Genomic DNA, 18603 nt, shown 5'->3' with positions numbered 1-18603 from the left:
CAGAGGGTAAGTTGGAGCGGTGACTTCAGATCCCTTTGACCTGGCCCGCGACGCTGCCGGCTCCATCGCCCGCGCGACCGGCATCGACCGGCACGACACCGCCCTCGTCCTCGGCTCCGGCTGGGGTGAGGCGGCCGACCTGATCGGCGAGACCACGCACACCCTCGACGCCGCGGACATCCCCGGGTTCTCGGCCCCCGCCGTCGTCGGCCATACCGGGACCATCCGCTCCGTGCTCACGCCCAACGGCAAGCGTGCCCTCGTGCTCGGCGCGCGCACGCACTTCTACGAGGGCAAGGGTGTCCGGGCCGTGGTCCACGGCGTGCGTACTGCGGCAGCCGCCGGCGCGACGACGATGATCCTCACCAACGGCTGCGGTGGCCTCAAGGAGCACTGGCAGCCCGGCACTCCGGTGCTCATCAGCGACCACATCAACCTCACGGCGTCCTCCCCGCTCGAGGGCGCGACGTTCGTGGACCTGACGGACCTCTACTCCTCGCGCCTCCGTGACCTCGCCCGCACGGTGGACCCGACCCTCGAGGAGGGCGTCTACGCGCAGTTCACCGGCCCGCACTACGAGACCCCCGCGGAGGTGCAGTACGCCAAGCGGATCGGCGCCGACCTCGTGGGGATGTCCACCGCGCTCGAGGCCATCGCCGCCCGCCACGCCGGGATGGAGGTCTTCGGCATCTCGCTCGTCACGAACCTCGCCGCCGGGATTAGCCCGGTACCGCTCAGCCACGCCGAGGTCATCGAGGCCGGTCAGGCGGCAGGGCCGCGCATCTCGCGCCTGCTGGCCGACATCGTCGCCGCCATCTGATCGGGCACCCGCCCGCCGCTCACCCCGCCCCCGACCTCCCGGCACCCGCCACCTGCCGCGCGTCGGCGCCGTCGCAGTCCGGCCGCCGCCCGTGGGACAGACCCGCAGACCCACGTAAGGGACCCGCATGACCACCTCGGAACTGGACACCCTGCTCGCCACCGCCGATGCCTGGGCATCGGCGGATCCTGATCCGCAGACGGCGGAGGAGCTCCGCACCCTGATCGGGCACGTGCGGTCCGGTGACGCGACGGCGGCGGCGTCCGAGCAGGAACTGCGCGACCGTTTCGCGGGACCGCTCGCGTTCGGTACGGCCGGGCTGCGCGCGGCCCTCGGGGCCGGCCCCAACCGCATGAACCGCGTGGTCGTCCGCCGTGCCGCAGCGGGCGTCGCCGCCCACGCGCTCGACCTCGCGGCCGGCGCCTACGCGCCGCGTGCGGTGGTCGGTTTCGACGCACGGCACAACTCGCGGATCTTCGCCGAGGAGACCGCCGCGATCTTCACGGCCGCCGGCATCGAGACGTTCCTGATGCCGCGCGAGCTCCCGACGCCGGTCCTCGCCTACGCCATCCGCGCCCTCGACTGCGAGGTCGGCGTCATGGTCACCGCGAGCCACAACCCGCCGCAGGACAACGGTTACAAGGTGTATCTCGGCGGGCGGGCCGTGGAGGAGGACGCACGCGGCGTCCAGATCGTGGCACCCCACGACGCCGGCATCGCCGCGCACATCGCCGCCGTCGGCGACATCGACTTCGCGGCCGGCGGCTGGACGGTCCTGCCGGAGTCCATCGAGACCGACTACGTGGCCTCCGTCGCCACCCTCGCCGATCCGTCCTTCCGGGACCGCGACCTCAGGATCGTCCTCACCCCCCTGCACGGCGTGGGCGGGCACACGGCGCAGGCCGTCCTCGCGGCGGCAGGGTTCGACGACGTCGTCGTCGTCGAACGGCAGGCCGAGCCCGATCCCGACTTCCCCACCGTCGCCTTCCCCAACCCGGAGGAGCCCGGTGCACTGGACCTCGCGTTGGAGACCGCCGAGGAGGTCGGCGCGGACCTCGTGATCGCCAACGACCCCGACGCCGACCGCGTGGCACTCGCGGCCCGCGAACCCTCCACGGGCACCTGGCGCATGCTGCGCGGCGACGAGACGGGCACGCTCCTCGGCCTGCACCTGGTGTCCCGCCGCACCTCGGCGACGCGGGACGGAGGCCCCGAGGCGGCCCGCAGCGGCGTCTTCGCGAACTCGATCGTGTCCTCCCGCCTCCTGGGGCGGATCGCGGCCGGCGCCGGGATCGACCACGTCCAGACGCTGACCGGGTTCAAGTGGATCGCCCGCGTCCACGACCTCGCCTTCGGCTACGAGGAGGCCCTCGGGTACTGCGTGGCCCCGGGACTCGTGCGGGACAAGGACGGCATCTCCGCCGGCCTGCTGCTGGCCGAGCTCGCAGCCGCCACCAAGGCCTCGGGACGCACGCTCTTCGACCTGCTCGACGACGCCTTCCTGGTCCACGGCCTGCACGCCGCCGACCAGCTCTCGGTGCGCGTCGGCAGCCTCGGACTGCTCGGCGCCATGATGAACAGGCTGCGGGAGAACCCGCCGTCGTCGTTCGCCGACTCCCCCGTGGGCGTCGCCGAGGATCTCGCCGAGGGTTCGGCGCTCCTGCCGCCCACGGACGGGCTCCTGTACCTGACGCAGAACGAGACGCGGGTGATCATCCGCCCGAGCGGCACCGAGCCGAAGCTCAAGTGCTACCTCGAGGTGGTGGAGCCCGTCGGATCCGCTGCCGAGCTCGAGGGCGCCAAGGAGTCGGCGCGGGCACGGCTCGACGCTGTGAAGCGCGATGTCGCGGAGGCGCTCGGCCTCTGACCCGGTCCCCGATGCCGCGGCGTGCCTGACAGGGAGTCAGGGCGCCCCGGCCCCGGGCGACATGGAAGGATGGGAGCATGCCTAACGACGTCTCCCTCGCCTCCTACATCGACCACACACTCCTGAAGCCCGACGCCAGCCGTGAGCAGATCCTCACCGTCTGCAGCGAGGCGGTCGAGTACTCCTTCAAGTCCGTCTGCGTCAATCCGCTCTGGGTCAGCACCGTCCGCACGGCCGTGAAGGACACCGGTGTCCTCACGTGCTCGGTGATCGGCTTCCCCCTCGGTGCCACGACCACCGAGTCGAAGGTCTTCGAGGCCCGCGGCGCGGTGGCCGACGGTGCCGACGAGATCGACATGGTCATCGACGTGGCCGCCGCCCGTGCCGGGGAGAAGGACGCGCTCGTCGCGGACATCCTCGCCGTGGCCGACGCCGTGCACGAGCAGGGTGCCATCCTGAAGGTCATCATCGAGACCGCGCTGCTCACGGACGAGCAGAAAGTGCTTGCGTGCCAAGCCGCCGTCGAGGCAGGGGCGGACTTCGTGAAGACCTCCACCGGCTTCAACGGCGGCGGCGCGACGGTTCAGGACGTTGCGCTCATGCGGAAGACGGTCGGCCCGGACCTGGGCGTGAAGGCCTCCGGCGGCGTCCGTTCGCTCGAGGGTGCCCGCGCGATGATCGACGCCGGAGCAACGCGTATCGGGGCGAGCTCGGGAGTCGCTATCGTTAAGGGTGAACAGGGCGCCGCAGGCTACTGACGGCGCAGCAGACACCCGCACGCAAGGAGACCGACATGTCACACGAAGTCAACGCCGGAGGCCCGCCCGCCCACGCCGGCAAGGGCCACCTCGTCGGGAACATCCTGGTGTTCGCGATCATGTTCGGCCTGTTCCTGCTCGGGATGTACCTGATGACCTGGTTCACGGCCGACAACATCTGGCCGATGGCCGCGATCATCGTGCTCGCCTTCATCGCGTTCTTCGTCCCGCAGGGCATCCTCGGCCGCGCCGACACCGGCTACAACCTGGCCGAGGGCAAGCAGACGCAGGAGAAGGAGACGTCAGCGGGCGTCAGTTCCTGACCGTACCCGTCCGGACATTCAGAAGAGGCCGTCCCCGCGGGGACGGCCTCTTCTGTTTCCGCCCACGGGTGCTCCGCGCCGACACCGCCAGGAGCCGGCCGGTGCACCCGTGCAGGCGCTACGGCGTGAACACCGCCTCCAGCACGTCCTTCGCCCAGCCCAGGATCTCGGCGTCCACGAGGTCCCGACCGCCGATCCGCGCGGTCTTCGGCTTCGGCACGAGCACCGCGTTGAGCGCCGGCTTCACCGCGGCCCCCGGGTACATGCGCGTGAGCCGCATCTGCCTGGACTCCGGCAGCTCGGCCGGGGCGAACTTGATGAAGTTGCCCTGCAGCGCCACGTCGGTCAGGCCCAGCGCCCGGGCGCTCACCCGGAAGCGCGCGACGGCGATGAGGTTCTCCACCGCGGCCGGCGGCTCACCGTAGCGGTCCTCGAGCTCGGCGACGACGGCGTCGATCGCCTCGTCGGTGACGGCGGCGGCCAGCTTGCGGTACGCCTCGAGGCGCAGCCGCTCCCCCGGCACGTAGTCGTGCGGCAGGTGGGCGTTGACCGGCAGCTCGATCTTCATCTCCGCCGCCTTCTCCTCGGCCTCGCCGCGGAAGGTGGCGACGGCCTCGCCGACGAGGCGGATGTAGAGGTCGAACCCGACGCCCTGGATGTGGCCGGACTGCTCGCCGCCGAGCAGGTTGCCCGCCCCACGGATCTCGAGGTCCTTCATGGCCAGCTGCATGCCGGCGCCCAGTTCGTTGTGGGACGCCACGGCCTTCAGTCTCTCGAGGGCCACCTCGCCCAGCGGCTTCTCCGACGGGTACAGGAAGTAGGAGTACGCCCGCTCCCGCCCGCGACCCACGCGGCCGCGCAGCTGGTGCAGCTGCGACAGGCCGTAGGAGTCGGCGCGGTCCACGATCAGCGTGTTCGCGTTGGAGATGTCCAGACCGGTCTCGATGATCGTGGTGCAGACCAGGACGTCGAACCGCTTCTCCCAGAAGTCGACGATGATCTGCTCCAGGCGCGACTCCGTCATCTGGCCGTGCGCGACGGCGACGCGCGCCTCGGGCACCAGCTCCTTGAGGTGCGCGGCGGTCCGGTCGATGGACGAGACCCGGTTGTGCACGAAGAACACCTGGCCCTCGCGCATCAGCTCGCGGCGGATCGCGGCGGACGCCTGCTTGTCCGTGTACGGGCCCACGTACGTGAGCACGGGGTGGCGCTCCTCCGGCGGCGTGGCCAGCGTGGAGGTCTCACGGATTCCGGTCAGCGACATCTCCAGGGTGCGCGGGATGGGCGTGGCGCTCATCGCGAGGACGTCCACGTTGGTGCGCATCTTCTTCAGCGCCTCCTTGTGCTCCACGCCGAAACGCTGCTCCTCGTCGACGATCACGAGCCCGAGGTCCTTGAACGCGATCTCCTTCGACAGCAGGCGGTGCGTGCCGATCACCACGTCGACGGCGCCGGAGGTGAGCCCCTCGGCCGTCTCCCGGGACTCCTTCGCGGTCTGGAACCGCGACAGCGCCCGGACCCTGACCGGGAAGCCCGAGAAGCGCTCGGAGAACGTCTCGAAGTGCTGCTGCACCAGCAGCGTGGTCGGCACGAGGACGGCCACCTGCTTGCCGTCCTGCACGGCCTTGAAGGCGGCCCGGACCGCGATCTCCGTCTTGCCGTACCCGACGTCGCCCGAGACGAGGCGGTCCATGGGCACCTCGCGCTCCATGTCGGCCTTGACCTCGTTGATGGTGGTCAGCTGGTCGGGCGTCTCGACGTACGGGAACGCCTCCTCGAGCTCGCGCTGCCAGGGCGTGTCCGGTCCGAAGGCGTGGCCGCGGGAGGCCATGCGCGCGGAGTAGAGGCGGATCAGCTCGCCGGCGATCTCCTTGACCGCCTTGCGGGCCTGGTTCTTGGTCTTGCTCCAGTCCGAGCCGCCCATCTTGCTGAGCGCCGGTGCGTCACCGCCCACGTAGCGGGTCACCTGGTCGAGCTGGTCGGTGGGCACGAACAGGCGGTCGCCGGGGGCGCCGCGCTTGGACGGCGCGTACTCCAGCACCAGGTACTCACGCGTGGTGCGGGTGGGCCCGGCGCCGGTGGAGCGCTGCATCAGCTCGACGAACTTCGCCACACCGTGCTGCTCGTGCACCACGAAGTCGCCCTCCTTCAGCTGCAGGGGGTCGACGGCGTTGCGGCGGCGGGAGGGCATCTTGCGCATGTCGCGGGTGCCTGCGGCACTCGTGCGGCCCAGCAGGTCGGCCTCGGTGAGCAGCCCGATCTTCAGACCGTCGAGCACGAACCCGCGGCCGGCGCACGCGGTCGTGATCTCGATGATGCCGGCCTGCGGCGCGCCCTCGAGCGAGTCGACGCGGCTGGCGGGGATGTCGTTGTCGTGGAAGAGCTCGGCGAGGCGCTGGGCCGGGCCGGGACCCTCGGTGGCGACGACCACGCGCCACTGGTCACGCACGCGTCCGCCGATGAAGTCCATCATCTCGGCGACGTCGCCCTGGTAGCCGCGCGGTTCCCGCGCGTGGAGGGTGAAGCTGTCCACGTCGGTCAGCTCCTCGTCGGCACCGAAGCTGGTGATGCCCCACCAGGCCACGGAGTTGGCCAGGGCCGTGGAGCGGGTGTCGGCGAGCGAGCGGAAGCTCGCCTCCTGGAGGTCCGTGCCCAGGCTCCCGCCGAGGTCCAGCGGCGCCGCGCCGCCCTCGGACGCCGTCGACCAGGCGGCCGCGAGGAACTCCTCGTTCGTGGCGGCGAGGTCGTGGGCGCGGGCGCGGACCTTCTCGGGTTCGATCACGACGGCGATCGACCCGGGCGGCAGCTCACCGGCGAACGGCACCATGGCGTCCACGAGCACGGGAGCGAGGGATTCCATGCCCTCGACGGTGATCCCGCCGGCGATCTTCTCCAGCATGGACGCCGCGGCCGGCAGCTCGGACTGCAGCCTCGCCGCCCGGGACATGACCGATGGCGTAATGAGGATCTCGCGGCACGGCGGAGCGTAGAGGGCCGCGGGCGGCTCCCCGGTGGTGAGCGAGCGCTGGTCGGCGACGGCGAACCAGCGCATCTGGTCCACCTCGTCACCGAAGAAGTCCACGCGGATCGGGTGGTCCTCGGTGGGCGGGAAGACGTCGATGATGCCGCCTCGCACCGCGAACTCGCCGCGGTGCGTCACCATGTCCACACGGGCGTACGCGGCGTCGGCGAGCGCCTTCACGACGTCGGAGAACGCCACCTCGTCGCCGACCTTCAGGGCCACCGGCTCGAGATCGCCGAGTCCGGCGACCAGGGGCTGCACGACGGCGCGGACGGGCGCCGTGATGACCTTGACCGGGTTCCCCTCCGGGTGGGCGAGCCGGCGGAGGACCGAGAGGCGGCGGCCTACGGTGTCGGAGCGCGGCGACAGTCGCTCGTGGGGCAGCGTCTCCCAGCTGGGGAACTCCTCGATGGCGCTCTCGGGCAGGTAGCTGCGCAGGGCCGAGGCGAGATCCTCCGCCTCGCGTCCGGTGGCCGTGATGGCCAGCACCACGGGCACCGCACCGGCGCTGTCGGATGCGAGCCCGGATTCCGCGAGACCGTCCACCATCTCGGCGATCAGCGGTGCACGCAGGCCGGCGGGCGCGCCGATCTCCAGGTCCCCGCTGCGCTGCTCCACCGACCGCGACGCATTGGTCCTCACGCGTGCGTAGGACGCGTCCTCGGCCAGCGCCGCGCGCAATCCGTTAAGGCTCATCTGTTCGGGACTCCTCAGGCGTGGGTTCCTCCGTCCCCGACCCGTCGCCCGGCGGAAGCACGGCGGCAGCGAGGCGGAGACAGCACGAAAGCCCGGAAAGACGAATCGTTCCCGGGACGTCCCCACATTACCAAGGGGCCCTGACGCTTTCCCGACGGCCGGACGGGACGCGGGCCGGGAGGGGTCAGGCCGTAGGATTACCGGGAGACCCCCTGCTGCCGCTCCTGCGGCATGCGCGCCGACTTCCCGGAGGAACCATGGCACTGAACGCGTCCACCACGCTCCCCTACGACACCCACACCGTGCTCGGCGTCTTCACCGACGAGGGCTTCGTGCGTCACATGAGCGAGTACGTCGGCGGCGCACTGGAGTCGCTCACGGTCGACGGCGACACCGCTGGCGCGTTCACGCTCACCGCCGTCCGCACCATGCCCACGGATCGGCTCCCGGACATGGCCCGCAAGTTCGTCGGCGAGACCCTCTCGGTCACGCAGACCGAGCACTGGGAGGCGCCCGCTGCGGACGGCTCCCGCGCCGCCTCCCTGGAGATGACCGTCGCCGGCGTCCCCCTGAACGTCTCGGCCGTCCAGCGGCTGGTCGCTCAGGGCACCGACACCGTGATCGACCTCCAGGGCACGGTCACGTCCTCCATCCCGTTCCTGGGCGGCAAGATCGCAGGTGCCGCGGAGCCGATGATCGGCAAGGCGCTCAGCGTGCAGGCCGTCGAGGCGCGGAAGTGGCTCGAGAGCCACTGACGGCACGCCGTCCGCCTCATAGGAACACCGATCGGAAGACACCCCCGCAATGCAACTGCCCACGCCCCTCGCCCTCATCCTGATTCTCGCCGGCGTCTGGACGCTGATCGTCTGGCCGCCCTTCCTGCGCCGCGTCCTGAAGGACCCGCGGGCGCGCGATGAGAAGGGCGCAGCCACGCGTTTCCTCACGGTGCACGTCATGCTGATCTCGACGTCGATGATCCTCGGCGCGGCGACCGCCGTCATCGGTGTGCGCGCCCTCCTCGCCTGAGGGGCTGAAGCCGGGCACTAGGATCTCACCATGGCGGACCGCGGAGGGGCACCGGAGGCCGGAAGCCTGGTGGAGACAGGTCGAGGCGCACGGCGGTCACAGCACCGTCGGCGCATCATCCTCAGCGAACTCGCCCTCACGGTCACGTTCACCCTCACCGTGCTGCACGGCCTGGTCGAGGCGGACGAGCTCATCTCGGTGCGCGTCTTCCTCGCCGGCTGGGCCGCCAACCTCCTGGTCCTGGCGCTGTGCTGTGTGCTCCCGTGGCAGCGCATCCCCACGCGGTGGGTCATCCTCGTGCCGCTGGTGGACTTCGCCGCGATCGGACTCTCCCGCGCGGCCGCGGGCGAGAGCATCCCGGGCATGGGCCTCCTGGCCGCGTTCCCCGTGGTCTGGATCGCCGCTTCCCGGCTGCGGACGGTCACTGCCGTCGCCGTCACCGCTGTGGCGTCGCTGGCGATCATCTGGATCCCGCTCGCGCTCGGCGACACGCCGGTGACGGTCGACGCCCTGATCGACCCCATCCTGCTGCCCTTCATGCTCGCGGGGCTCGCATGGTTCGTCAACGCGCTCACCAAGGAGAGCCGTCAGCGGCAGGAGGCCCTGAGAGCCTCCCAGGCCGCGCTGCGTGAGAGCGTCGCCGCCGGCCGGGCCCGCGAGCGCCTGCTCGGCACGGTCCTCGACACCGTCAGCGTGGGGCTCCTGGCCGTCGACGCCGACGGCCATGACATCCTCATGAACGCCCGGCAGCGCGACGTCCACGCCGCGGCGGCTCCGTCCGGCAACGACGATCCGAGCGAGGCCGACCTGCTGGTCTTCGGTGAGGACAGGATCACCCCCGTCCCGCCGGAGGTACGGCCGGTCAGACGGGCGATCCTGGGTGAGGAGCTCGAGGACGAGCAGGTGTGGGTCGGCACCGGCCGATCCCAGCGCGCCCTCAGCATCTCCTCGTCCTCCATGCACGACGACGACGGCAGCTTCGCCGGAACGGTGGTGTCCTTCCACGACGTCACCGAGCTGGTCCTGGCGCTGCAGGCCAAGGACGACTTCCTGTCCAATGTCTCCCACGAGTTCCGGACCCCTCTCACGTCCATCCTGGGATACATCGAACTGACCCTGGAGATCGACGATCTGCCCGGGGTCGCGTCCTCCCACCTCGAGGTGGCACGACGCAACGCGGTGCGGCTCGAGCAGCTCGTCGAGGACCTGCTCGCCATCAACGCCGGCTCGTTCCAGGTCAACCCCGTTCCCACCGATGTGGGCAGGATCCTCGCCGAGGCGACGTCGTCGGGCTCCGTGCGGGCGGCCCGCGCCGGCCTGCGGCTCGTGAACCGTGCGCCGCGGTCCCTGCCCGCCGTGGTGGACCCGGTCCGCCTGGCGCAGGCCGTGGACAACCTGCTCACGAACGCCGTCAAGTACAACCGGCGAGGCGGGAGCGTCACGCTCGACGCCTGCCAGGGCGAGGACGGCCTGGTCGTCGAGATCGAGGACACGGGCATCGGGATCGAGGAGGAGGACCTCCACCGGATCTTCGACCGCTTCTTCCGCTCGCCGTCGGTCCGCACGTCGTCGGTGCCGGGTGTGGGGCTGGGACTGCTGATCACCAAGACCATCGTCAGCGAGCACCGCGGATCGATCAGCGTCACGAGCGAACGCGGCAAGGGGTCCTGCTTCACGATCCTGATCCCGCAGGACGGCCGCTGACGGACCGAGCTGGAGAGTCCGCGACGGCGGGGCGCAGCATCGCCGTCCCCGACCATCCCGCCGTCACATCCTCCGCCACCGCGGCAACGGTCCGCGCCTGAGGGGAGGCCCCGGCACCCGGCCGGGGCCTTCACAGGTCCAAGGGTTCTGCAGCGTCACCGCCAGTGGGTCTCCGGCAACGCTGACGGGGTGGTCGCCGGCGTCGGCGGATGGTGACGATGGCGGTGAGGTCAGTGGTCGGAGTCGCCGGAGCGCCCCACGGTTCCGGTGGGAAGGCCGAGCGTGACGAGCTGCGGTGCGGGGCAGCACCCGCCATCGGCGTCGGTAGCGGCAGCAATGCCGGTGGCTGCACCGGTTCCGCAGGCCGTCCCGGCTGTCCCAGAGGCGGGCGACCACGCGGTGGAGGTGTCGCAGGAACCGCCGAGGTCGGTGCTGCAGACACCTGTCCCGGGGAGCTCGAGCTGCAGGCGGGATGCTGCCTCCGTGTCGCCGGCGATCGCCGCGGTGACGGAACGGACCTGCTCGTATCCGGTGGCGAGCAGGAAGGTCGGCGCCCGCCCGTAGGACTTCATGCCGACGAGGTAGAAGTCCTTCTCCGGGTGGGCGAGGACGTCCGCTCCGTGCGCCGGAACGGTCCCGCAGGAGTGGAATTCCGGGTCGATCAGGGGTCCGAGGGCCCGCGGCGCCTCGACGGCCGGGTCGAGCTCCAGCCTGAGTTCGCGCAGCATGTCGAGGTCCGGTCGGAACCCGGTGGCGGGGACGAGGACGTCGACCTCGACGGTCCGGGGACCGTCCGGCGTCGATGCCGTCACGGACAGGCGCGGCCCGGTGCTCTCGAGGGTGGTGATGGTGAAGTGTGTCACCAGCTCGACGACGCCGTCGTCGACCAGCGTGCGGAGCCGGCTGCCGAGGGCTCCGCGGGCAGGCAGGCCGTCGAGGTCCCCGCCGCCGTACAGGCGCTGCGCCGAGCCGCTGCCACGGACCGCCCACAGGATCCTGGTGCCGGGTTCGTTCTTCGCGACCTGGCCGAGGTTGATCAGCGTGTTCGCGGCCGAGTGGCCGGCCCCGACCACCAGGACCGTCCTGCCGGCGAAACGTTCCCGTTCGGTGCCGACGACGTCGGGTAGCGCGGAGGTGATCAGGTCTGCGACGGTCCCCTCGCCGGTGGCCGGCAGTCCGGCCTGACCGAGGGGGTTGGGCCGGCCCCAGGTGCCGGAGGCGTCGATGACGGCACGCACGAGGTGATCGGCGGTGCCCTCGGGTGAGGTGACACGCACCAGGAACGGCGTGGAGTCGCGGCCCTTCGTGCGGGTCTTGTCCATGCCGAGCCGGGTGACCGCGGTGACGGTGCTCCTGAGATGCAGCGTCCCGGCGATGGCCGGGATCGCTGCGAGGGGCTCGAGGTAGGACTCGACCATTTCACGCCCGTACGGGAGGGCGGTCCGGCGGGGCTCGGTCCAGCCGGTGGGCTGGAGGAGCCGGCGGGCTGCAGGATCGATGTCGTACTGCCAGGGCGAGAACAGGCGGATGTGCGCCCACTGCCGGATCGCCGCCCCGACGCTCTCGCCCTGCTCGAACACGATCGGGGTCAGACCGCGTTCGAGGAGGTTCGCCGCCGCGGACAGGCCGATCGGGCCGGCCCCGATGACGGCGACCGGAAGATCGGTGAACCGACCAGTGGGGCCGGCTCCAGTGGAACCGGTGGTGGCATGGGGGGCGATGGTGTCGGTCATGTGTAGTCCCTCGGTGGCAGCGGTGGCGTAGATATCCCGGAGGAACCTACGCCGTCGTCGTGCCCGTCGTTCCCGCAGCGGCGGGCAGGAGCTCCGTGATGAGCTGCTGGATGCGACCCCTGATCTCGTCGCGGATGGGACGGACCGACTCGACGCCCTTGCCGGCCGGGTCCTCGAGCACCCAGTCCTCGTACCGCTTGCCCGGGAAGTACGGGCACTCGTCCCCGCAGCCCATGGTGACGACGATGTCGGAGGCCTTCACGGCCTCAGGGGTGAGGATCTTCGGGGTCTCGGCCGTGATGTCGATGCCCTCCTCCTTCATCGCCTCGACCGCGGCAGGGTTGACCTGGTCGGCGGGCTGCGACCCGGCCGACAGGACCTCGATACGTCCCTCGGAGAGATGCTGCAGGTACGCCGCAGCCATCTGGGAGCGGCCCGCGTTGTGGACGCAGACGAACAGGACCGAGGGCTTCTTCCGATCGGTGGTCGCTACGGCTGCACGTTCGGTGGTCATGGTGATCCTTCGGTCCTCGCCCCGTTCCGGAGATCCGGCCAGGCAGGGTGATGGGTTGGGGTCGATCAGCTCGCCGGCACCTCGCCTGCGCAGCTCTCGCGAGAGATCGACTGGCTTCGATGTCGAGTATGCAGAAATACATCGATGATTGTCAATGCATGGGTATGCTGGGTGCATGACGACGATCTCCGAGCCCCGAACCGCGGACCCGGTCGATGAGGGCCCCTGCTGTGTGCCGTCCGGGGCGCCGGCGATGAGCGCCGAGCGGGCCGAGGAGCTGTCCAAGCAGTTCAAGGCGATCGCGGACCCGAACCGGTTGCGCCTGGTCTCCCTGATCTCCTCCAGTGCCGACAACGAGGCGTGCGTGTGCGACCTCACCGAGCCCTTGAACCTGGGGCAGCCCACCGTGTCCCACCATCTGAAGGTCCTCGTCGACGCCGGGATCCTGCACCGCGAGAAGCGCGGTGTCTGGGCGTACTTCTCCATCGTGCCCGGCGCCCTGGACTCCCTCGCGGGCGTGCTCACCGAAGCCCGGTGACGCACCCCCGCCTCCTGCTCACACGCCTGCCCGCTACGAAGAATCGAGCATCCCTGTGACTTACAAGGCCGACAAGCCCTCCGTCCTGTTCGTCTGTGTGAAGAACGGGGGCAAGTCCCAGATGGCGGCGGGCCTCATGCACAAGATCGCCGGCGATTCCGTGGTGACGGCGTCGGCCGGCTCGAAGCCGGGTTCCGCGGTGAACGGTCTCTCCGCCGAGGTCCTGGCCGAGGTGGGGGTCGACATCAGCCGGAACGTCCCCCGTCAGATCACCGTCGAGGACCAGCGAACTGCGGACGTCGTCGTGATCCTCGGGGCCGAGGCGCAGGTCGAGGAGGTCGACGGGACCCGGTACGAGCGCTGGGAGACCGACGAGCCCAGTGAGCGCGGCATCGACGGGATCGAACGCATGCGCCTCGTCCGTGATGACATCCTCGACCGGGTCACCGCCCTCCACGCAACGCTCACCACCCCGTAACGCGTCCGGTCGGCCACAGCCCCGGACGCCGGGACGACTTTCAGCTCTCCCCTGTCCTCTCTCTTCCGTGAGCTCCTCACGGGTGTTCCTCCTGTAAGGAGTCCTACCACCATGACTGTGGTCGCTGTCCTGATCTTCCTCGCCACCCTGACCCTGGTCATCTGGCAGCCCAGGGGCCTCGGCATCGGCTGGTCCGCGCTGAGCGGAGCCGCCCTGGCCCTGCTCACCACCGTGGTCAGCCTGTCCGACATCCCGACCGTGTGGGACATCGTCTGGAACGCGACCTTCGCGTTCGTGGCGATCGTGATCATCTCCCTGATCCTGGACGAGTCCGGGTTCTTCACATGGGCGGCCCTGCACGTCGCACGATGGGGCCGGGGCAACGGGCGGTTGCTGTTCACCCTGATCGTCCTGCTGGGGGCAGTGATCGCCGCGGTTTTCGCGAACGACGGGGCGGCGCTGATCCTCACCCCGATCGTCATCCAGATGCTCCTGGCCCTGAAGTTCCCGGCCAGGGCGTCGCTGGCGTTCGTGATCGCCTGCGGGTTCATCGCCGACGCCGGGAGCCTGCCCCTGGTGGTGTCGAATCTCGTGAACATCGTGACCGCGGACTTCTTCGACATCGGCTTCGCCCGGTACGCGGTCGTCATGGTCCCCGTCGGGATCGTGTCGGTCGCCGCGAGCCTCGGCGTCCTGTTCCTGTATTTCCGCAAGGTCATCCCCCGCCACTACGACGTCACCGTCCTCGCCACCCCCGGGTCGGCGATCGCGGATCCCCTGACCTTCAGGACCGGGTGGGTCGTCCTCGGGGTCCTGCTCATCGGGTACTTCGCCGCCGAACCACTGCACATTCCTCTCTCGGCCGTCGCCGGTCTAGGCGCCGTCGTCCTCATGCTGGTCGCCTCCCGCCAACCCGCCTTCTTCTTCCCCCGCCCATCGGCCAGCGCATCACTCCGCACAGGAGCCGCTCAGGCAGCGGGCGTTCGCGAGGCGGGGGTCGCGGGCCGGGCTGAGGAGCTCGATCTCGAGAGCGTCGGGGCGGCTCACCGATCGACGGCCGGAAGCACTCCCCCGGTCGCTCACGCTGCCGGCGGGACCAGCCGCGATGATGAAGCAGTCGTCGGCGGCGGAGCGGCGGCTGTCAGTGCGTCAGGCGCACTGCCGGGCACAATCTCCGTCCCGCGGATCCTCAAGGAAGCCCCCTGGCAGATCGTCCTGTTCTCCATCGGCATGTACCTGGTCGTCTACGGGCTGCGGAACCAGGGCCTGACCGACGAACTCGCTGGCGTCTTCTCCTCCATCAGCACCAACGGGGTCCTCGTCACGGCTCTCGGCGTCGGCGTGATCGTCGCGGTCCTCGCGTCCCTGATGAACAACATGCCCACCGTCCTGATCGCCTCTCTCGCCATCGGTGCAGCCGGTGCCGCCGGGTTGACGCAGGAAGCGATGATCTACGCGAACGTCATCGGCTCCGACCTCGGTCCGAAGATCACCCCGATCGGCAGCCTTGCGACCCTTCTCTGGCTCCACGTCCTGGACCGCAAGGGCATCCACATCGGCTGGGGCCGGTACTTCCGCACGGGCATCGTCCTCACCATCCCCGTGCTCCTCGTCACCCTCGTCGCCCTCGCCGGCTGGCTCGCCGTCGTCGGCGTCTGACCACCGCTCTCGGGGACGGACCGGGAGGGAGCCCTCAACCAGGCGGATGCCGGGCTGGACCTGTGCGCGACGCGGTGACGACGCCGATCGTGGCGAGCACGGCCATTGCTGCCGCCATGGCCGGATACCCTCCGAGCAGGGACGCCAGGGCCGGGCCCGCAGCGGGAGCCAGCGCCCCGACGATGGTGACCGGCGCGGCGAAGACGCCCTGGAGGCTCCCGTGATCGCGTGTCCCCCAGCGGTCCGCCACCGCGGTGGCCTGCAGGAGCGTGTTGCAGCCCCGCACCATCCCCGCCATCACTGCCACGACGACGAGCAGTGCTGCAGGTCCGGGGATCAGGGCCAGCGCCCAGACGGAGGCCGCCCCGGCGGCGGTGAGCACCACGGTCCGCGTCACGGCGGGCGTCTCCGCGGGCAGGGCCGAGTAGGCGAGCCGGCCGATCACCTGCCCGACCCCGATCAGGCCGAAGGCCACCGCGGCGCTCCCGTAACTCAGCCCCCGCTCGAGGAACAGGGCGATCAGGTTGAAGGTCACCGCGAACAGGGCGAGCGTCGAGAGGGCCATCGTGACCTGCAGCAGACGGAACGGCCGGCTCCGCGACACCGCCCGCGCGTCCTGCGGGGGCTCGGCCCCGGCGTTTGAGGCGGGTGCGGAGGACCAGTGCGCATTGAGGAAGAACCAGTGCAGCGGGATCGTCACCACGCCCAGGACGCCCGCCAGGACGAGGTAGGCGGTGCGCCACCCGAGGGCATCGATCAGGGCGGCGGTGAGCGGCGCGAAGATCGTCGACGCGAAGCCCGCCACCAGCGTCAGCGTCGTCAGGGCCCGCACCCGGTGCGGCCCGTACCAGCGCGTGATGACCACGAACGCCGGCTGGTAGAACACCGCGGCCTGCCCGAACCCCGCGACCAGCCACGCGGCTGCGAAGACCGCGAAGGTCGGGGCAGTACCCACCAGGAGCAACGCCACGACGCCGATGACGCTGCCGAGAGTCATCACGAGCCGTGGCCCGGTCCGGTCGAGCGTGCGGCCCACCCGCACACCGGCGAACGCGGAGACGATCAGACCGGCCGAGAACGCAGCCGTCATCGCCGGCACGGACCATCCGGTGTCCCGGCTGATCGGGACCAGGGCCACCGGCAACGAGTAGTAGAGCAGACCCCAGCTCGTGGTCTGGGCGGCGCACATGGCCGCCAGTCCCCCACGCGGCCGGTCCCGCTCTACATCGCTCACCCGACAACCCTAGGGTTACCCGCGGCGCCTTTCGCCATCACAGCCGTGCGCGGTGCGTCGTCGGAGCATGACGGCCGCCATCGCCGTTCCGAGCTGTCCGCGCCCGCGCAGCAGAGCGTTCACATAACGATTCGCGCACATCTGCGCCCGGCCGGCCTGCCCGGCCGGGGCCCCCCGGAAGCCCCGCCGTGGCAACGGATCACGGGGTCGGGTGCCGGATGGGGACGGGTCTGCACAGTGCCCGGACGGGTACCGACGCCCCTGCGCACTCCTCCTGGCGGACAGCCGCTCGCTACGCTGGATGGCGGCCCGGATGCGATCCCGGTGCTGGATGACGCATGACCGGGATCGCCCACACACGTCAGAAGGAGCATGATCGTGAGCAGCAAGCCACGGGAAGGGGCTTCCACCAGCCCGCCCCAGCGTCCGAGCAGGGCAGCGGGCACGACCACCGCAGGGAAGGCACGCCTGGCGCTGCCGGTTTTCGTCCCTGCGTCGGCGCTGATCGTGCTCTTCGTCGCTTTCGCCATCATCGCGCCCGATACGGCATCCGCCCTGTTCGCGGGTATCCAGGAGAATGTCATCGGCGCGTTCGGCTGGTACTACGTGGCACTCGTGGCCTTCTTCGTCGCGTTCTCCCTCTGGGTGGGATTCAGCCGCTACGGCGACATCCGCCTGGGCAGCGACGACGACAGACCCGAGTTCTCCACGATGTCCTGGTTCGCGCTCCTCTTCGCAGCCGGCATGGGGATCGGCCTGGTGTTCTGGGGCGTGGCCGAGCCGCTGAACCACTTCGCGAGCCCTCGTCCCGGAACCACCGGTTCCGACATCCAGTTGGGGCAGCAGGCCATCACGCAGACCTTCCTCCACTGGGGACTCCACGCCTGGAGCATCTACGTGGTGGTAGGTATCTCCATCGCCTACGCCGTCCACCGCCGCGGCCGGCCCATCTCCATCCGCTGGACCCTCGAACCGCTCCTCGGCGATCGCGTCAGGGGCGGCTGGGGTCACGCGATCGACGTCGTCGCACTCGTCGGGACCCTCTTCGGAGTCGCGACGTCCCTCGGACTCGGCGTCCTCCAGATCTCCTCCGGCCTCGACAGCGCCAACATCCTCGCGGCCACCGAGGCGACGCAGGTGGGACTGATCCTCTGCATCACCTCGCTGACCATCGTGTCGGTCATCTCCGGTGTCGGGAAGGGGATGAAGTGGCTCTCCAACATCAACCTGGTGCTGGCCGCGGTGCTGCTGCTCGTGGTGCTCGTCGCCGGACCCACCCTGTTCCTCCTCCGCGAGTTCGTCCAGTCGATCGGCAACTACCTGCAGAACGTCATCGGCCTCACGTTCAACACGCTGGCGTTCTCGGGAGCGGAGGGTGAGGCGTGGCAGGCGTCCTGGACCACCTTCTACTGGGGCTGGTGGATGTCCTGGGCGCCGTTCGTCGGCATCTTCATCGCCCGCATCTCGAAGGGGCGGACGGTCCGCGAGTTCGTCGCCGGTGTCCTCCTCGTTCCCACCACGCTCGGATTCCTGTGGTTCTCCGTCATGGGTGGCTCCGCGATCTACCGGGAGATCTTCGGGCAGGGTGGGCTGATCGCCGAGGACGGCTCCGTGGACACCGAGAACGCGCTGTTCGGCCTCCTCGGCGACCTCCCCGGCGGTCCGGCCCTGCTGATCGGAGCCATCCTCCTGATCGCCATCTTCTTCATCACCTCGGCGGATTCGGGAGCCCTGGTGATGAGCATGATCTCCACGGGCGGTGACCCCGATCCGCGCAACTGGATCCGTGTCTTCTGGGCTGCACTCGCAGCGCTCGTCGCCATCGCCCTGCTGCTCGTGGGCGACACAGGGCTCGGCTCCATCCAGACCGCGGCCATCCTGACCGCCCTGCCCTTCAGCGTCGTCATGCTCCTCATGTGCGTCGCCACCGCCAGGGCGTTCCACGGTGAGCACCGGGCATGGCAGGCTGCACAGCGGAAGGCTGCCGCTGCAGCGATGGCGGACCGCGTCAGCGACCAGGTGAGCGAATCGATGTCGGACCAGGTCGAACGGCAGGTCCAGGAGCACCTGGCGGACTACTCCCTGGAGCACGAACCCACGGATGCACCGGGGGACTCCGACACGCGGCGGTAGCGCCCGGGCCATGCCCGCCGCGGAATGGGCACGAGCAGGAAAGGCCCGCCCCATCGCGTCTGATCCGTCAGGGCGTCAGAACTCCTTCCGTTTCTTCC

Annotated in this window: 15 protein-coding genes; 11 read left to right on the top strand and 4 right to left on the bottom strand. The window is 70.3% G+C overall.

The window, feature by feature from the left end; translation table 11 throughout:
- Positions 1-19: 19 nt before the first annotated feature.
- From ACX80N_RS13410 to ACX80N_RS13395, 4 genes are all read left to right on the top strand, one after another.
- Positions 20-820: a purine-nucleoside phosphorylase gene (locus ACX80N_RS13410; RefSeq protein ID WP_459339803.1), complete on the top strand. Its 801-nt coding sequence runs from the start codon at positions 20-22 to the stop codon at positions 818-820.
- A 127-nt stretch (positions 821-947) separates the two neighbouring features.
- The gene (locus ACX80N_RS13405; RefSeq protein ID WP_459339802.1) at positions 948-2687 is read left to right on the top strand and encodes a phospho-sugar mutase; all 1740 of its coding nucleotides are present in this window, start codon (positions 948-950) and stop codon (positions 2685-2687) included.
- 77 nt (positions 2688-2764) lie between these two features.
- Positions 2765-3445 carry a deoxyribose-phosphate aldolase gene (deoC, locus tag ACX80N_RS13400; RefSeq protein ID WP_459339801.1) on the top strand — a complete coding sequence of 227 codons (681 nt, stop codon included), beginning with the start codon at positions 2765-2767 and terminating at the stop codon, positions 3443-3445.
- 35 nt (positions 3446-3480) lie between these two features.
- Positions 3481-3768, top strand: a complete 288-nt coding sequence (locus ACX80N_RS13395) for a hypothetical protein (protein ID WP_105031451.1) — start codon at positions 3481-3483, stop codon at positions 3766-3768.
- 118 nt (positions 3769-3886) lie between these two features.
- Here the strand turns inward: ACX80N_RS13395 and mfd are convergent, their stop codons facing one another.
- On the bottom strand, positions 3887-7486 hold the full coding sequence (gene mfd, locus ACX80N_RS13390) for a transcription-repair coupling factor (protein ID WP_459339800.1): 3600 nt from the start codon (positions 7484-7486) through the stop codon (positions 3887-3889).
- A gap of 257 nt (positions 7487-7743) precedes the next feature.
- Between mfd and ACX80N_RS13385 the strand changes: the two genes are divergently transcribed.
- From ACX80N_RS13385 to ACX80N_RS13375, 3 genes are read left to right on the top strand one after another with little or no spacing between them, the layout of a single operon-like run.
- Positions 7744-8241 carry a DUF2505 domain-containing protein gene (locus ACX80N_RS13385; RefSeq protein ID WP_459339799.1) on the top strand — a complete coding sequence of 166 codons (498 nt, stop codon included), beginning with the start codon at positions 7744-7746 and terminating at the stop codon, positions 8239-8241.
- Positions 8242-8290: 49 nt separating this feature from the next.
- The gene (locus ACX80N_RS13380; protein ID WP_459339798.1) at positions 8291-8512 is read left to right on the top strand and encodes an SCO4848 family membrane protein; all 222 of its coding nucleotides are present in this window, start codon (positions 8291-8293) and stop codon (positions 8510-8512) included.
- A gap of 30 nt (positions 8513-8542) precedes the next feature.
- Entirely contained in the window at positions 8543-10216 is a 1674-nt protein-coding gene (locus tag ACX80N_RS13375) for a sensor histidine kinase (protein WP_459339797.1), read from the top strand.
- Between the two features lie 230 nt (positions 10217-10446).
- Here ACX80N_RS13375 and ACX80N_RS13370 read toward each other — a convergent pair whose 3' ends face one another.
- Both ACX80N_RS13370 and ACX80N_RS13365 read right to left on the bottom strand, forming a co-directional pair.
- A complete protein-coding gene (locus ACX80N_RS13370; protein ID WP_459339796.1) occupies positions 10447-11949 on the bottom strand; it encodes an NAD(P)-binding protein in 1503 nt (500 codons plus the stop codon).
- A gap of 46 nt (positions 11950-11995) precedes the next feature.
- On the bottom strand, positions 11996-12463 hold the full coding sequence (locus ACX80N_RS13365; protein WP_459339795.1) for an arsenate reductase ArsC: 468 nt from the start codon (positions 12461-12463) through the stop codon (positions 11996-11998).
- A gap of 175 nt (positions 12464-12638) precedes the next feature.
- Here ACX80N_RS13365 and ACX80N_RS13360 point away from each other — a divergent pair, with 175 nt between their 5' ends.
- From ACX80N_RS13360 to ACX80N_RS13350, 3 genes are all read left to right on the top strand, one after another.
- The gene (locus ACX80N_RS13360; protein WP_459339794.1) at positions 12639-13001 is read left to right on the top strand and encodes an ArsR/SmtB family transcription factor; all 363 of its coding nucleotides are present in this window, start codon (positions 12639-12641) and stop codon (positions 12999-13001) included.
- A gap of 55 nt (positions 13002-13056) precedes the next feature.
- Complete coding sequence (locus ACX80N_RS13355) at positions 13057-13479, top strand: arsenate-mycothiol transferase ArsC (protein ID WP_459339793.1); 423 nt, start codon at positions 13057-13059, stop codon at positions 13477-13479.
- A 111-nt stretch (positions 13480-13590) separates the two neighbouring features.
- A complete protein-coding gene (locus ACX80N_RS13350; protein ID WP_459339792.1) occupies positions 13591-15138 on the top strand; it encodes an arsenic transporter in 1548 nt (515 codons plus the stop codon).
- A 34-nt stretch (positions 15139-15172) separates the two neighbouring features.
- On the opposite strand, the gene ACX80N_RS13345 is transcribed toward ACX80N_RS13350, so the two are convergent.
- The gene (locus tag ACX80N_RS13345) at positions 15173-16372 is read right to left on the bottom strand and encodes an MFS transporter (protein ID WP_459339791.1); all 1200 of its coding nucleotides are present in this window, start codon (positions 16370-16372) and stop codon (positions 15173-15175) included.
- A 372-nt stretch (positions 16373-16744) separates the two neighbouring features.
- On the opposite strand from ACX80N_RS13345, the gene ACX80N_RS13340 reads away from it, so the two are divergent.
- Positions 16745-18505: a BCCT family transporter gene (locus ACX80N_RS13340; protein ID WP_459339790.1), complete on the top strand. Its 1761-nt coding sequence runs from the start codon at positions 16745-16747 to the stop codon at positions 18503-18505.
- The last annotated feature ends 98 nt before the right edge of the window (positions 18506-18603 follow it).

It is taken from the genome of Arthrobacter sp. MDT2-16 (genome assembly GCF_054510925.1).
This window is presented reverse-complemented; position numbering and strand designations above follow the sequence as displayed.

Coding starts and splice junctions, on each gene's coding strand:
- ACX80N_RS13350 (WP_459339792.1), top strand. CDS start 13,591: ATGACTGTGGTCGCTGTCCTGATCTTCCTCGCCACCCTGACCCTGGTC.
- deoC (WP_459339801.1), top strand. CDS start 2,765: ATGCCTAACGACGTCTCCCTCGCCTCCTACATCGACCACACACTCCTG.
- ACX80N_RS13340 (WP_459339790.1), top strand. CDS start 16,745: ATGATCGTGAGCAGCAAGCCACGGGAAGGGGCTTCCACCAGCCCGCCC.
- ACX80N_RS13405 (WP_459339802.1), top strand. CDS start 948: ATGACCACCTCGGAACTGGACACCCTGCTCGCCACCGCCGATGCCTGG.
- ACX80N_RS13365 (WP_459339795.1), bottom strand. CDS start 12,463: ATGACCACCGAACGTGCAGCCGTAGCGACCACCGATCGGAAGAAGCCC.
- ACX80N_RS13375 (WP_459339797.1), top strand. CDS start 8,543: ATGGCGGACCGCGGAGGGGCACCGGAGGCCGGAAGCCTGGTGGAGACA.
- ACX80N_RS13360 (WP_459339794.1), top strand. CDS start 12,639: ATGACGACGATCTCCGAGCCCCGAACCGCGGACCCGGTCGATGAGGGC.
- ACX80N_RS13385 (WP_459339799.1), top strand. CDS start 7,744: ATGGCACTGAACGCGTCCACCACGCTCCCCTACGACACCCACACCGTG.
- ACX80N_RS13380 (WP_459339798.1), top strand. CDS start 8,291: ATGCAACTGCCCACGCCCCTCGCCCTCATCCTGATTCTCGCCGGCGTC.
- mfd (WP_459339800.1), bottom strand. CDS start 7,486: ATGAGCCTTAACGGATTGCGCGCGGCGCTGGCCGAGGACGCGTCCTAC.
- ACX80N_RS13395 (WP_105031451.1), top strand. CDS start 3,481: ATGTCACACGAAGTCAACGCCGGAGGCCCGCCCGCCCACGCCGGCAAG.
- ACX80N_RS13370 (WP_459339796.1), bottom strand. CDS start 11,949: ATGACCGACACCATCGCCCCCCATGCCACCACCGGTTCCACTGGAGCC.